Source organism: Massilia sp. Leaf139, assembly GCF_001424165.1.
Lineage (GTDB): Bacteria > Pseudomonadota > Gammaproteobacteria > Burkholderiales > Burkholderiaceae_D > Telluria.
Genome location: NZ_LMOJ01000022.1, coordinates 33,079 through 47,177, shown reverse-complemented (window position 1 = coordinate 47,177; position 14,099 = coordinate 33,079). Strand labels below are relative to the sequence as shown.

Below are 14,099 nucleotides of genomic sequence, written 5' to 3'. Positions count from 1 at the left end.
GGGAAAAAAAACGCATACCGCCCCCTTTCCCATAGATATCCTTGCGGCACAAAAAAAAGCGGCCGCCGGCCGGGTTTCCCCGGCAGGCGGCCGCCTTTCGAACCGCGCTTGGTTCGCTTGGTTCGCTTGGTTCGCTTAGTCTCGCAGTTTCAGCTGGGTACGCTCGGATTGCGGCGTCGGGATGCTGGCGCTGCCGGTCTCGACACGCACAGCCGTCGTCGCCTGGATCACGTTGCTGGCATCGGTGAAGTGGACACCGCCGACGTAGCGGCCGTTCGGCGCCAGGCCCGACCAGCTCACGCCGACCGAGGTGTTGTTGCCTGCGACAACCTTGCCCGGCAGGGCCACCTGGAACTTGCTGTTGACGTCAGCCGCGGTCACGACCCACGACGACAGCTTGTGGGTCATGGCGGCGTCTTTCGGCGACGTGCCGAAGGCAACGACGCACACCTTGTAGTTGCCGGCGGCCGGCCCGACGACCTGCACCGCTTCGCCGCTGCCGTCGTTGCCCGAGTAGGTCCAGGTGCCGTCCGGCGACAGCAGGCCCAGGTCGTGATCGTCCGCCGCCGAGCCGACATCGGCCTGGCGCAGGGCGAAGCGCGCAACCATGGCCTTGGCCGGCACGGCCACGTCGTAGACCTTGACCGAATCGGTGCTGGCGCCGGCTGCGCAGATCGTCTTCAGGCTGGCCGAGTTGATCTGGCTCGGTGTCAGCGTTTCCGGCGCGCCCATGGTCACGTCCTTGAGACCGCCTTTGATGTAGCCCATGCGGCCCGAGTAGCCGGTCTTGACGCCGAACAGCTTGCTGCCGGAGACACGGTCGCTGGTCAGCTCGACCGGCGCCGTGATCGGGCGGCCGACGCGTGCCTGGATCGGGCTGCGCACGGTGGCGCCGGCGCCGGTCCAGGTCAGATGGCCAAATTTCCACTCATCCGCGGGCGCCGTGGTGGCCGTCAGCTTGAGCGTGAAACTGCCCTTCGCGCCTGGCGCCAGGGTCAGCGACGCAGGCGATACCGACATTGAGAAGCCCTGCATCGATCCACTCGGGGTGAACGTGGCGGTGGTGCCGCTGACGTTGGTGACGGTGCGGCGCACGGTGACGTTGCCCTGGATGCTGCCGACGGTGATCGACGGCAGGTTCAGGTTATACGTCTCGTCCAGGACGCCGAAGGTGGTGCAATCGGAAGCCGGCGACACGGCCGCGCGGTTCACCTTGCACTGGTAGGCGACGTAGTCGGCCTTGCCCGCGTCATACACGAGGCCGGGGTTGGTGGCCTTGTTCGGGTTCACGTGACCTGCGCCTTGCGACCATGGCAGCAAGCCGTTCTGGGCGCCGGCCAGGCCGTCGTTCAGGGTCGAGTAAGCGGTCGTCATCAGGGCCGACTTGATGGCCGCTGGCGACCAGTCAGGGTGCTGCTGGCGCAGCAGCAGCGCGAGGCCGGCCACGTGCGGGCTCGACATCGAGGTGCCCTGGTAGGACTCGTAGGCTGGCGGCGGCACCAGGGTGCCGGCGGCGACGGCCGCATGCTGGGCCGGGGTCAGCGTCGCCGTGACGCTGGCGATGATGTCGACGCCTGGAGCGGTTAGGTCGGGCTTGAGGATGTTGCTGTCGCCCTGGTTCGGGCCGCGCGAGGAGAAGCCGGCCATGATCGGCGCCGGCTTGGTGCCCGCGTAGAAGGCGCTCAGGCTGGATGTCGCGTTGGCGGCCTGGGCGGCGGCGTAGGCCTTGATCAGAGCGCCGTCGGCGGCGCTGACGTGGATCGTCGGCACCGAGTGCACTTCGCTGACCAGGCCGGCGCCGTTGTCGACCAGGATCATGCCGACGCCGCCGGCCTGCTTGACGGCGAGGCTCTTGTCGACGCGCGCGTTGTTGCCGCGGGTGCAGATCACGATCTTGCCGGCGACCTTGGCCGGGTCGAGGATGACTTGCGGTCTGCCCGGATTGTTGGCGGCGGCGGCGGCGGCATCGCTGTAGCACAGGTCGGCGGCCGAGGAGCCGCCCATGCCGGCGTCTTCCGCGCGGATCAGCGCCGTTTGCGGCAGCGGGATTTCGCTGTAGGACGCGCCGAAGTAGCGGTTGCCGTTACCGAGCACCACGTCGGCCTGGAACTTGCGGTCGTGGGTCGATGCGGCAACCGTCGTCAGCCATGGGCTGATGTGGGCCACGGCATTGGCCGGCCCGCTGTTGCCGGCCGAGGCGGCCACGAACACGTTGGCCAGCGAGGCGCGGTAGAAGGCCTGCTCGACAGGATCGGCGACCGACGTCTGCGAACCGCTGATCGAGTAGTTGATGACGTTGACGCCGTCCTTGACCGCGTCGTCGATCGCCTTGACCGAGTCCGAGTTGTAGCAGGTGTTGGAGGCATTCGTGCCGTCGATCGCGGCCGGGTTGTCGTAGGTCCAGCACACCTTGTAGGCCGCGATGCGCGCGCGAGGAGCCATGCCCGAGGATTCGCCCATCTTCACGCCGCCGATGGTGACGGGCGTGCCGGCATTACCGGCGGCGGTCGAGGCCGTGTGGCTGCCGTGGCCGCCGTGGCCGAAGCTGATGCCGTCGGTGCCGTTGCTCGAATCGCGGGGCGACATGTACTCGCTCCAGTTGGTCGGCAGGCGTGCCGACAAGTAACCGGCGTTGTAGTAGCGCGCGCCGATCAGCTTGTTGTTGCAATGCTTGACGGGGTCGAAGCCCTCGCCCGCCTGGCAGTAGCCGGTGTAGCTGGCCGGACGGCCGGCGTAGGCCAGCGTGCCCGACTGGTCGGTGGTCGGCTTGCCGTCGGCATCGACGCGGTCGGAGAAGGCCGGATCTTCCGGCCAGATGCCGCTGTCGACGATACCGACGACCATGCCCTCGCCCTTGACGAGCGAACCCTGGCCGTATTGCGACCACAGGCCGCCGGTGGCGGACAGGCCGAGGAAGCGCGAGGTCGAAATGGTATCGACCTTGCGCGCGGCGTCGGCCTGGACATCGGCGACGTCCGGATTGCTCTTGAGTGCGAGCACTTGTGCGTCGGTCAGCATCACGGCAAAGCCGTTCAGCACGACGTCGTAGTCGGCAATGATTTCGGCGCCGCCGATGGTGGCCAGGACGGCGCTCTTGCGGTCGCCGAGATAGCGCACATAATCCTGCACCTGCGGTGCGCGGTAGTCGAAGGCGACGCCAGGCGCCGGCTGGGTCGGGGCCAGGCCTTCGACGCCGCCGACGTAGGTCGCCGCGGGCGCATCCTGCAGCTGCACGATGTACGGACGGCGCGTTTCCTGGGCACTGGTGCTGGCGGCGACGCCGGCGAGCATCAGCATGACGGCGAATGAGATAGGACGGAGGCTATGCTTCATTGTTGTTGTCTCGAATAGTTGTTGTAGAAGTAGCGGCGGCCGGCTCAGGCGCGGCGGCGGCGCGACAGGCCCAGGCCGGCGAGGCCAAGACCGAACAGGGCCAGCGTGACCGGCTCGGGAATGACGGTGATGTCGAGGTTGTCGACCGCGAAGTTGGACAGGTTCGCATTGCGGTTGCAGTTGCCGCTGGTATCGCAGGCATAACCCAGCATGCGCACGTACGACACGGCGTTGTCGCCGAAGGCGCCGGTGCTGAGGCTGTTGAACTTGAACGAGCCGCCCTGCAGACCGGACAGCGGCACCTGCATGGCGCTGCCTACGAGGCCACCAGCTGCGTTGAAGCCTTCCAGCAGGATGATGCCGGACAGGGATGGGTAGCTGAGCTGGCCGGCGCCGATGAAGCTCGCCTGCAGGCTGTTGAAGGTGAAGCGGGAGCCGTCGACCAGGCCGAAGTAGAAGTAGCCGTCGTTCAGGCTGGCGTAGTATTTCGACGTGTTGTTCGTTGGGCAGGAAATGCCGTTACTGCAGGCCGTCGGGTCGCTGCCGTCGATGATCATGCCGGACAGATCGCTGGTCAGCGCACCGCCGTAGGACTCGACCCAGTAGTTACCGATCTCGGTGTAGCTGCCGCTGAAGAAGAACGGCGGCGCGTCGCCCTCGAAATCGATCACCCCTGCCTGCGCGAAGGCGCAGGTGCTCAGCGCCGCTGCGGCGATGACGGATTTCAGGAAATGTCCAGCCTTGCGGTCTTGTGTTTTTGCGATGGTAGCCAACGTCGTCCCCAGTTCTAATTAAATCAGCGGTAATTTGTTCCCCGGACTCTTGATCCAAGTCACGCGATAAATACTGCCCCTGCACAACTTCAGGTTTTCTTGATGAAATGCCTGGCGCTCCAGTTAAAGCATGATGCGTGCCCGAAAAAAATCTGGCGGATAATCAATAACTTGCCCTTGCCTAATTTTTAATTTGCAACAGAGTGTAAGAAAAGCCGACAGATAATTACAATTGAAGTTGCCAATTTTGCAAATTTGATTTGGCGAGATTGCTGCAATGCGGCATGAAATGCCAAATGCAAGGCCAGCAGCGATGGGGGTTATCCAACTGGAGAATGTTCGGCGGGAGATGAGGCGGAGGCGAAATCAGGCGAGCGCGATCCGGGCGCCGCCGATGGAGGCGATCCCAGGTGTCAGACGACGACTGGAAGACAGGGGTAAGCGCCGGTCTGAGGCAGGCCGGTGCACGGACGAAGCGTTGGCGCTGCCCTGGCGCTTAACTGGCGGGCTTGCCTGCAGGCGCCAGCTGGCAGGTTCCGGCCACGCACACGGCGCCCGGATCGGGCATGAAGCGGCAATTCGACATCATGCCCGAGGCGGCGTGGATCGCTGCACGCTCCTGCTTATGGCGTTCGGCTAATGCCAGCAACTGCGCCTCGGGACTGCTGCTGGTCGAATACGCGAGATAAGCTTCGGGACCGCCGCATGGACGTGCACCGATGGGCAAGGTGCGGCACTGCGATGCGTCGGTGCAGGCTGCATTGCCGATCAGGGCACGGATTTGCTCGAGCGTACCGCCGGCAGGGTTGGCGGATGCAACCGGTGCGGCGGGGGCCGCTGCTTTGGGCGCGGCCGGCGGCTCTGCGTTGGTCGAACAGGCGGAACAAGCCATGATCAGGGAGAGAAAGAGGGTTCGCATGGGCAGATAATGGCGCGCGCCAAAGCAGGGGTCAAGGACGATTCGTTTCAAGGCTGACAAGTCCGAACCGTAGCGGCGCACCGAACGACGTAGTCAGCTGTGGCAAGGACGCGACGGCCAGCATTTTGATGACTATGAGAACTTTCTATTTCTCGTAGGATACTTCCCACTATCAGCACTCTTCTTCTTCCATCTTGCTGAGATTCTGCGTTCAATATCTCGTATCTGCTTCGATCTTTTTAAGAATCAATTGATATTGGGAAAAACTTGCCGCTACAATGGAACGCATCACTGACGAGCCTGCCTCAACACCATGAACACCTCCAGCCTGCGCAACTTTTTCAGCATCACCCTCCTCGCCGCCGCGCTGTGCGCCTGCGGCGGCACGGCGCCGGAAAACGTCGTCCCTGGCGTCCAGACCGCCGCCATCCGTGTCGTCGACCTCTCGGTCGACCCGGCCGCCGCCGGCGGGATGCCGGCCCCGGATTGCGCCGACCAGAACTGCAGCGGCCTGCGCGTCATCGACGGCAATGCCGAAGCCTTCCGTATCGATGCGATGCGCCGCAACGGCAGCTGAGCACACTTTCGGTGATCGAATAAAAAAGGCACATCCGGCCCGCGCCGGATGTGCCTTTTGTTTTCCCGCCCGAGATGCTTACTTGCGGCGCGCGCGCAGGGACGAGCCCATCAGCGCCAGGCCGAACATCAGCGAGGCCAGGGTAGCCGGTTCTGGCACTTCGCTGGCGCTGGCGAACGCGGCGTCCACTTCCACCAGGGCCGCCTCTCCCGGCGTCAGCAGGATCAAGGCCACGGCGCCGTTCTGGCCCAGCCACTGGTTCAGCTCATCGCTGAACAGTCCCACGTTCAGCCCTACGCTTTCGTCGAACGTACCGGTATCGAAGCGTACATCGAAGCCGAAGCTTCCGCCCAGGTTGAGCGTCTGTGCGAAGTAGCCGAAGCCGTCGGTCGCAGCCACGCGCACACCGGCCGCGAGCTCGCCGGTCGCGCCGGTGTAGTCGCCGCTGAAATTACTCAGGAACAGACTCGCTTCGTCGGACGGCACGAAGGTAGAGAACTGCAAGTCCAGCACGCCGGTGCCGGTGTAGCCCACGCTGTTGATCGTGACGTGGTAGGTCGGGCCGGCCAGCGCGGCGCCGGCGCCGGTGACGAGCATCAGCGCCAGCAGCGCGCGGGTGAACAGGTTTTTCAGGTTAAACATGGGTCAGTTCCTTAGAAAGTGCCGCTGAACAGCACCGGGGTGTAACCGATGCCGATTTTCGCTGGGTTGGTGAAGGTGGTCGTCACGCTGATCGACGCGCCGGCCGCCAGCGTGGCGTTCGGCAGGGTCAGATAAGGCGAACCATCGCGCTCACCGCTCTTGCCGTCCAGCGTCACGCCGGCCGTCAGGCCCTGGAGCACCAGCTGCAGCGGGCCCGTGAGCGCCGCGCCGCTGGTGTTGGTGATCTTGACGGTCGAGCTGTACTTGCCGGTCAGGCGGTTCAGCACCGGTGCAGTACGGGTGATCGTCGTCGACGCGGTCACGTCGGCAAAGGTCGCTTTCAGGTTCAGACTGATCACCACCGGGTCGTGATCCGAGGCGCGGTACGGGCCGGCCTGGTACGGATCCTGGCCGCCGCCCGATTCGATGTTGTAGTCGATCGCTTCCGGCTCGTCGGCGTTGTTGTGCCACTCGGTCACGCCCGCCACCTGCGGCGACAGGCTGCTGCTGGCCAGCGCGTGGTCGAGGTAGCCGCTCTCGGCGCCGAACACATACGAGTAAGGAATGCCGTACGGACGCACGTGGCGCTCGATCTCGTTGACGTAGCCGGCCGCGTTCAGCAGGCGGATCGGGTCTTCCATGCCGTAGGCGTTCATGTCGCCGACCACCAGCACGTCGCTGTCGCTGGCCGCTGCCGTCACGAGCGGCAGGAAGTAGTCGCGCAGGCGCGCGGCCTGTTCGACGCGCGAAGCGTTCCAGCAGCCCTGGCCGTCGCCGCTGTCGGCGTCGCCGCCGCTGGAGCCGCCGCAGCCGCCCTTCGACTTCAGGTGGTTCACGACCAGCGAGAACTTGCCGCCGTTGGCTGCCTTGAAGGTGGCCGCGATCGGGGCGCGGTTGTTGACGCTGTCGCCGTCCGAGAGCGCGCTGCCGACCATGGTGACCGACTTCGGCTTGTAGATCATGGCGACGCGAATGGCGTCGGTGCCGGTCGCGGCAGGCTTGGGCACGACGGCATAGGTACCGGCGCCCATCCTGGCGTTGAGCTGCTCGGCCAGGTAGTCGACGGCGACGTCGCCGTTGTTCTGGATTTCCATCAGGCCCACGACGTCGGCATTCACCGCAACGAGGGAGTCGACGATCTTGTCACGCTGGCGCACGAATTCGGCCAGGTTGTCGGCACCGCGGCAATTCGATGGACGCGTCGTGCTGCCGATCTTGCAGCCCGGGCTGGCGCGGCCCCAGGCGTCGGTGCCGTTGGTAAATTCGGTGAAGAAGTTCAGCACGTTGGCGCTGGCGACGCGCACGTTGCCGGCGGCGATCACCGGCGCCGGCAAACGCTCGTTGGTGCGCGAGAAGCGCGGGGTCTCCGTCGGCTGCAGCTTGAAGGCCGCGCCTGCGTCACCGCTGGCGCCGTAATCGAGCACGCCGGTCAGGCCGGTGACGGTGTCGCCGCTACGCACGGTGCCGTCCTGGAACAGGTAGGGAATGCTCGGCGGCGTGACAAAAATGCCGTCGTCCAGCACGACCAAGTCAGCCGCATTCGCCTTGGCCAGCGCGCGCGCTTCGTCCGAACCCGGTACATAACGGTTGGTCGGGATCTCGCGGCGGCCGCTCGAGAGCACCAGTTCGCCGCGGTTGGCGATCGAGCCGTTGCCGTTGACGACCAGCGGCGTCGTGAAGCGCACCAGCATGGCTTCGAAGCGCGCCAGGTCGGTCGGCATCTCGATATTGGTCGGGGTGATGCTGCCGCTGCCGATCTTGCTCGCTGCCGTCACGTTCGTCAGTTCGGTGTACGAACGGGGCGCGCCGGTCGGCGTGTATTCGGTGATGGTGCCGGTGACGCGCACCAGGTCGCCCACGGCGACGCCGGCGCTCGAGCCGAACACGAACAGGCCGTCCGAGGTGGCCGGATTGCCGTCGCCATTCTGATCCTGCAGGAAGTAGCCGCTGCCGACGATGGCGGTGACCACGCCCTGGGTCGTCTGCACGCTGTTGGCGTACGCGCTCTTCGCGTCCGCACCCTGGATTTGCGGGATCGTCAGCTGGCCGGCGACGCGCACGGCGACCGTACAGCTGGCGCTCTGGCCGTCGTTATTGCCGAAGCTGATCACGACCGGGTAGCTGCCGGCGGCGACGCCCGCGTCGACGCTCAGGGTGACGCTGGCGCTGGCACCGGCGTTCGCCGCGGCGATGAAGTTGCGCAGCTCGATGCCGCCGACGGCGCCCGAGGTCAGGGTCGCGCTGGTGACGATGCTGTCGGTGTCGCGCGCGCTCAGCGCGGCGCTGCCGCTGCTGCCCTGCATCACCTGCAGGTTGGCCGGGCAAGTGGCGACGATCGCCTGCGGCTGCGGTTCGACCGGGCCGGTGCCGCCGCAGACGTTGAGCGGCGAGGTGGAATGGCGCGGCAGTGATGCCGGTTCGACGGTGAAGTCGGCGCCGTTGTTGTCGGTATCCGTGCAGCCGTTGCTTGCGCGCCGCAGCATGGTAGTGACCGATGGCGTCGGCGCGCGGGTGGTTTCGAACTGGGTGGCCGAGGTGCCGTAGCCGACCATGTCGATGGTCGCGGCAGCTTCGGTCGCGCTCGTCATCAGGGCCGTCTGGTTTGACAGTGCCACCTTTGCCGACGTGGCCTGCAGGCTCATGGCCCAGTTATGGTCGATCGGGGTGGTGATATTGGCGCCGGACGACTGCACATTGCCCGCCACGAGGAAGTACTGGCCTGGCTGCAGCATTACATCCGGCAAGGCATTGGTTCCGCTCCAGCTCTTGTCCGCCGCCGCATACTGCAGGCTCTTGCCCTTCAATGGGACTGCAACGCTGCCGCGATTGAACAGTTCGATGAAGTCGCGGTTATAGGTCGAGCCGCCACTGGCGCCGCCAGTGAAGATCTGGCTGATGACGAGATCGGGCGAGGCGGCAAACGCGCTGGTCGACAGTCCGGCCAGCAATGCGGCCAGGATGGTCAGCCGGCCGGCCGAGGTGTGCGTTGCAACGGGCATTTTCATGGGCTTCCTAATGAGATAAGAGGACAGAACAACTGTTGTCGATGCTGATAGTCATTTTATTACCAGAAACAATATTACGGAGGCAATTTGACAGGAGAATGACAACAAGCAAGACAGAGTCGCGCCGGATGAGGTAAGCCGACAACACATTGATTCCATACGGAAACTTAACGCACGGGCGTTCGTGCATGAGGGCGGAACGGCGCCGCCAGCGGCTCGCCGATGAACACCCCCTGCCCCGGCCAGGCGACGCTCTTCCAGTAGGCTTCGATGGCGCTGGCGCCCCGCAGGTAATGGCGCAGCAGGACTGCGGGATTCGGGAATTTCTGCCAGTGGTTGCAGGGCTCGCCCACCGTGCCGTAGCTGGCCGTGGCGCCGGCCTGCAGCCAGCGCAGGCTGCTCATCTGGGTGCCGCCCAGCAGTTCGCCGCCGTGCGAGGTGAGATGGTCGGCCAGCGCGCCGGGCAGGAAGCCGATCGTGTCGAGTTTATCTACCTGCGCCTTGCCGGTCTGGTAGACCAGCACGTCAGAAGCCCCCTCGAGCGCATCGGCGCGCAGGCGATGCACGGTCAGACCCAGGTGCGGGCGATGGCCGGGACGGGGAAAGAAGGCTGCGCGCGAATTGCGCGCCGCCTCCGAGGTCGTCAGGTACCAGGCATGCGCCGGCATGCGCCGCAGCCCGCTGACGACGCCGCGGTCGACCAGCGTCCTGGCCTCCTCGCGCGAGGCGATCGGCAGCAGCATCGACAGGCGCATGCCGTGGTCGCGCCAGGGACGCCTGCCGGGCGCGTTGAAGTAGCGGCTCGGCCGCCCGGCGGCGCAGGTGTCCGCGCACAGGCCGGGATCGAGCCCCAAGGTATAGGCCGCCGTGATTCCCTGGCAGCCGACCTTCCAGGGCGCCGTCCAGACCATGAGCACGGCCTGCACCTGCGGCCCCAGGCGGCTGTCGATCTCCTCCTTCAGTTGGCGAAAGCGTTCCGGGTCGAGCGCCTGCGGCCGTCCGGGAATGCGCACGTGGACGACATTCGCCGCGGGGATCGCGCGCCGGCGCCGGTAATAGGCGCCGATGGCGACGCTGTCCGGATCGTCGTCGTTGATGACGATGGCGAGGTGGCGCGCAGCCAGCACCTCGTCTCGATCGTCCGCCTGCGCCGTTGTTGCCTCGGGCGCGGCGCACAGCGGCTGCGCGCCAAACAGGCAAGCCAACAAGCAGGCAAGCAGGTTGGCGGGCAGCGGCGTGCGGGCCATGGCCCGCCCGTCAGGCGGGCTTGGCGCCGTTCGCGGCGGCAGGCCGCACCGTCCCCGCACTGCCCAGGCCGCGGCGGCGCGCGGCCAGCGCCAGCACGCCCAGCCCGCCGGCCAGCATGGCCGCCCCGACGGGCTCGGGAATCGGCGAGACCGCGTAGATCTCCATCGCATCGACCGCGAAGAACCGGCCGCCGACGGAACCATCGATGATGCTGCGCCCTTCCCCGGCCGGATCGCCATAGCTCAGGCGCCAGGACAAGGCCGTGTCGAGGCGCTCGTCGACCAGCAGGTCGGGGCCGGCGCCGAAGGTCGGGCCCTGGTCGATCGCATTGAAGGTCTGGAAGCTGCCCTGGCTGGGCAATTCGAAGCTGCCGGGCACTTGCCGGTAGACGGCGGGCTCGGTGTAGTTGAAGAGAAAGGCGGTGCGCTGGAACTCGCGCGGCGTGAAATGCCAGCCGTCGTCGCTGTCCCAGCTTTGCGGATTGTAGCCGCCCACCAGCCAGGCCCGGCCCGCCGGGTCGCTCACCCGCAGCAGGGTGAAAGTCGGCCCGCGGCCGTCGGCGGCGGCGTGGAAGTCGAGAGAATCGTCGACCTCTCCCTGGCGCGTGTAGACGTTCTCGAAGATCTGGTCGCCGGCGCCGAGCCAGCGTTCGAGCTGGCCTTCGAGAACCGGATCCAGCGGCGGCGCGCCGCTCTGGGCGGCGGCTGGCGGCACGGCCAGCGCGCAGGCAAGCGTACATACAAACGCAGCAGTGGCGGGTGCGAAGGGTGCAAGGCGGGTCTTCACGATCACCTCCTGACAAGGTCTACTTCCCGCATATTGTATGCCCCACCCGCAGGGGGCTTCACACTGTTGACTTGGGAACCTTGCCCAATCGAAGAGAGGCGATCGGAATGCCGGGACGAAAAAAAACGGACGTTGCCGTCCGTTTTTCCTGTGCTACGCAGCGTCTTACGACCGCTTGTAGATGTCTTCGAAGCGGACGATATCGTCCTCGCCGAGGTAGCTGCCCGACTGCACTTCGATGATATGCAGCGGCAGTTTGCCCGGGTTCTCGAGGCGGTGGTTCATGCCGATCGGGATATAGGTCGACTCGTTTTCCGACAGCAGACTGATCTTCTCGCCGCAGGTCACGCGTGCCGTGCCCGACACCACGACCCAGTGCTCGGCGCGGTGATGATGCATCTGCAGCGACAGCTTCTCGCCCGGCTTGACCGTGATGCGCTTGACCTGGAAACGGTCGCCCGCATCGATCCCTTCGTAATGGCCCCACGGACGGTAGACCTTGGTGTGGTGCAGGTGCTCGGTGCGCTCCTTCGACTTCAGGTGGTCGACCACCTGCTTGACGCGCTGCACCGCGCTCTTGTGCGCGACCAGCACGGCGTCGTTGGTCTCGACCACGACCACGTCTTCCAGGCCGACCACGGCCACGATGCGGCTCTCGGCGCGCACCAGCGAGTTCTTCACGCCATCGAGGTAGACATCGCCGCGCTGCGAGTTGCCGTGCTCGTCGTGCGGCTGCACTTCCCACAGGGCCGACCACGAACCGACGTCGCTCCAGCCGATGTCGGCCGGGACGACGACCGCGTTGGCGGTGTGTTCCATGACCGCGTAGTCGATCGAGTCCGACGGGCAGTTCGAGAACGCGGTTTCGTCAAGACGGCAAAAATCGAGATCGCGGTAGCCGGTGCCGATGGCCTGTTCGGCCGCGGCGGCGATCTTCGGCGCGTACTGCGCCAGTTCGCTCAGGTATTGCTCGGCGGCGAACATGAACATGCCGCTGTTCCAGTAATAGCCGCCGTCGGCGACGAAGCCTTCGGCCGTGGCCAGATCCGGCTTCTCGACGAAGCGCTCGACCTGGTAGCAGCCGTCGCAGGCGGCCAGGGGCGCGCCGCGGCGGATGTAGCCGTAGCCGGTTTCAGGCGACTTCGGCACGATGCCGAAGGTAGCCAGGCCGCCACCCTGCACCAGGGACGCGGCACGGGCAACCGCTTCCTTGAACGCTTCCGTGTTTTCGATCACGTGGTCGGCCGGCAGTACCAGCATGACCGCTTCCGGATCGATCGACTTCAGGAAGTGCGCCGCGGCGGCCACCGCCGGCGCGGTGTTGCGGCCGACCGGCTCGAGCAGGATCCCCAAGGGCGTGATGCCGGCCGCGCGCAGCTGCTCGGCCACCATGAAGCGGTGGTCGTTGCCGCACACGACGAGCGGCGCCTGCAGACCCGGCAGGCCGGCCACGCGCAGCGCGGTGTCCTGCAGCATGGTCTTGTCGGCCACGATCGGCAGCAGCTGCTTCGGCAGCACGGCGCGCGACAGCGGCCACAGACGGGTGCCGGCGCCGCCGGAGAGGATCACTGGGTAGATTTTCATGCGTTCGCTTTCTATTGGCTGGTACCGCTTACTGCTTTTACTTGGCTTGCGTTTTCTTTTCGGCTGCTGCGGCGGCGATCGCGCGCATTCAACCATTCTTCGGAACTGTACTCGGACGCGTGCTTCATTTCTCCGGCGCGGTCGACACTATATTCCTTGAAGACGATCATTTCGTTGAGCGTTACATCGTGCAACACACGAGTATATTCAAACAATACACTCCTGACAACTTCGGCGCCTTCACAAATGTGGCTGCCGTGGCCGATCCACGTCGGCCCGACGATGTGCACGCCCGCTTCGATGCGTACGCCCGAACCGATATAGACCGGCCCTTCGATGGTGGTGCCGTTCCAGTCGATGCTGGTGTTCAGGCCGACCCACAGGCCCGGCTCGATCTGGGTGCCCGGCACGTCCATGTGATTGACTTCGCCCGTCAGCACGGTCTGCAGCACTTCCCAGTAGTCGGACATGGTGCCGATGTCGAGCCAGTTGAACGGGCGGCCCTGCGCGTAGAACGGCAGGCCGCGCTCGGCCAGCAGCGGGAACAGTTCGGAACCGATGTCGAAGGTGACGCCCGACGGAATCAGGTCGATCACTTCGGGTTCGAAGATATAGATCCCGGTGCTGATGAAGTTCGACTTCGCTTCTTCCTGGCTCGGTTTTTCCTGGAACTCGGTAATGCGGCCGTTCGCGTCGCTGACCACGACGCCATACGAGGACACCTTGTCCCACGGGACTTCCTTGGTGATGACCGAGGCCATCGCACCCTTGCGGCGGTGTTCCAGCAGGGCCGCCTTCAAGTCCAGGTCGATCAGCGCGTCGCCGCACATCACGATCGTGGTGTCGTCGAAGAACTGGCCGAATTCCTGGATCTTCTTCATGCCGCCGGCCGACCCGATCGGCTCGGGCACGATGGTGCCGTCGTCGGTCGTATAGCCTTCGAAGGAATAACCGATCTGGACGCCGAATTGCTCGCCCTCGCCGAAATACTCCTCGATCTTTTCGTGCAGCCAGCTGACGTTGACCATGATTTCGGTCACGCCGTGCTTCTTCAGATGTTCCACCAGGTAGGCCATCACCGGCTTGCCCAGGAGGGGAATCATCGGCTTCGGAAGGTCGTACGTGAGCGGGCGAACGCGCGTGCCCTTGCCTGCCGCGAGAATCATTGCTTTCATCAAAACCGTCCTATTCTGTGTGCTATCGGGCTGGCAGGCTGTAAAACATTGTCGTGT

The 14,099-nt window shown here is 65.4% G+C and carries 10 protein-coding genes; 1 reads left to right on the top strand and 9 read right to left on the bottom strand.

All coding sequences use genetic code 11. The features are described 5' to 3' along the window. Positions 1-135: 135 nt before the first annotated feature. The 3 genes from ASF77_RS11630 to ASF77_RS11620 form a co-directional block, all read right to left on the bottom strand. The gene (locus ASF77_RS11630; protein ID WP_056339218.1) at positions 136-3,333 is read right to left on the bottom strand and encodes a S8 family serine peptidase; all 3,198 of its coding nucleotides are present in this window, start codon (positions 3,331-3,333) and stop codon (positions 136-138) included. A gap of 44 nt (positions 3,334-3,377) precedes the next feature. Further along, positions 3,378-4,106 (bottom strand): NF038120 family PEP-CTERM protein, encoded by a 729-nt coding sequence (locus tag ASF77_RS11625; RefSeq protein WP_056339216.1) that lies wholly within the window; start codon positions 4,104-4,106, stop codon positions 3,378-3,380. 496 nt (positions 4,107-4,602) lie between these two features. Then, positions 4,603-5,076, bottom strand: coding sequence for a hypothetical protein (locus ASF77_RS11620; RefSeq protein WP_229445401.1), 474 nt, complete (start codon positions 5,074-5,076; stop codon positions 4,603-4,605). Between the two features lie 262 nt (positions 5,077-5,338). Between ASF77_RS11620 and ASF77_RS11615 the strand changes: the two genes are divergently transcribed. Beyond that, the gene (locus ASF77_RS11615; RefSeq protein ID WP_056339211.1) at positions 5,339-5,602 is read left to right on the top strand and encodes a hypothetical protein; all 264 of its coding nucleotides are present in this window, start codon (positions 5,339-5,341) and stop codon (positions 5,600-5,602) included. A gap of 78 nt (positions 5,603-5,680) precedes the next feature. Here ASF77_RS11615 and ASF77_RS11610 read toward each other — a convergent pair whose 3' ends face one another. From ASF77_RS11610 to ASF77_RS11585, 6 genes are all read right to left on the bottom strand, one after another. Beyond that, positions 5,681-6,244: an NF038129 family PEP-CTERM protein gene (locus tag ASF77_RS11610; RefSeq protein ID WP_056339209.1), complete on the bottom strand. Its 564-nt coding sequence runs from the start codon at positions 6,242-6,244 to the stop codon at positions 5,681-5,683. An 11-nt stretch (positions 6,245-6,255) separates the two neighbouring features. After that, a complete protein-coding gene (locus ASF77_RS11605) occupies positions 6,256-9,249 on the bottom strand; it encodes an ExeM/NucH family extracellular endonuclease (protein WP_056339207.1) in 2,994 nt (997 codons plus the stop codon). Between the two features lie 167 nt (positions 9,250-9,416). Beyond that, on the bottom strand, positions 9,417-10,496 hold the full coding sequence (locus ASF77_RS11600; RefSeq protein ID WP_082493733.1) for a TIGR03790 family protein: 1,080 nt from the start codon (positions 10,494-10,496) through the stop codon (positions 9,417-9,419). Between the two features lie 10 nt (positions 10,497-10,506). Continuing rightward, on the bottom strand, positions 10,507-11,283 hold the full coding sequence (locus ASF77_RS11595) for a PEP_CTERM-anchored TLD domain-containing protein (RefSeq protein WP_056340326.1): 777 nt from the start codon (positions 11,281-11,283) through the stop codon (positions 10,507-10,509). A gap of 165 nt (positions 11,284-11,448) precedes the next feature. Next, positions 11,449-12,867: a mannose-1-phosphate guanylyltransferase/mannose-6-phosphate isomerase gene (locus ASF77_RS11590; protein ID WP_056339205.1), complete on the bottom strand. Its 1,419-nt coding sequence runs from the start codon at positions 12,865-12,867 to the stop codon at positions 11,449-11,451. Positions 12,868-12,878: 11 nt separating this feature from the next. Then, a complete protein-coding gene (locus ASF77_RS11585; RefSeq protein WP_056339203.1) occupies positions 12,879-14,042 on the bottom strand; it encodes a sugar phosphate nucleotidyltransferase in 1,164 nt (387 codons plus the stop codon). Positions 14,043-14,099 lie beyond the last annotated feature (57 nt).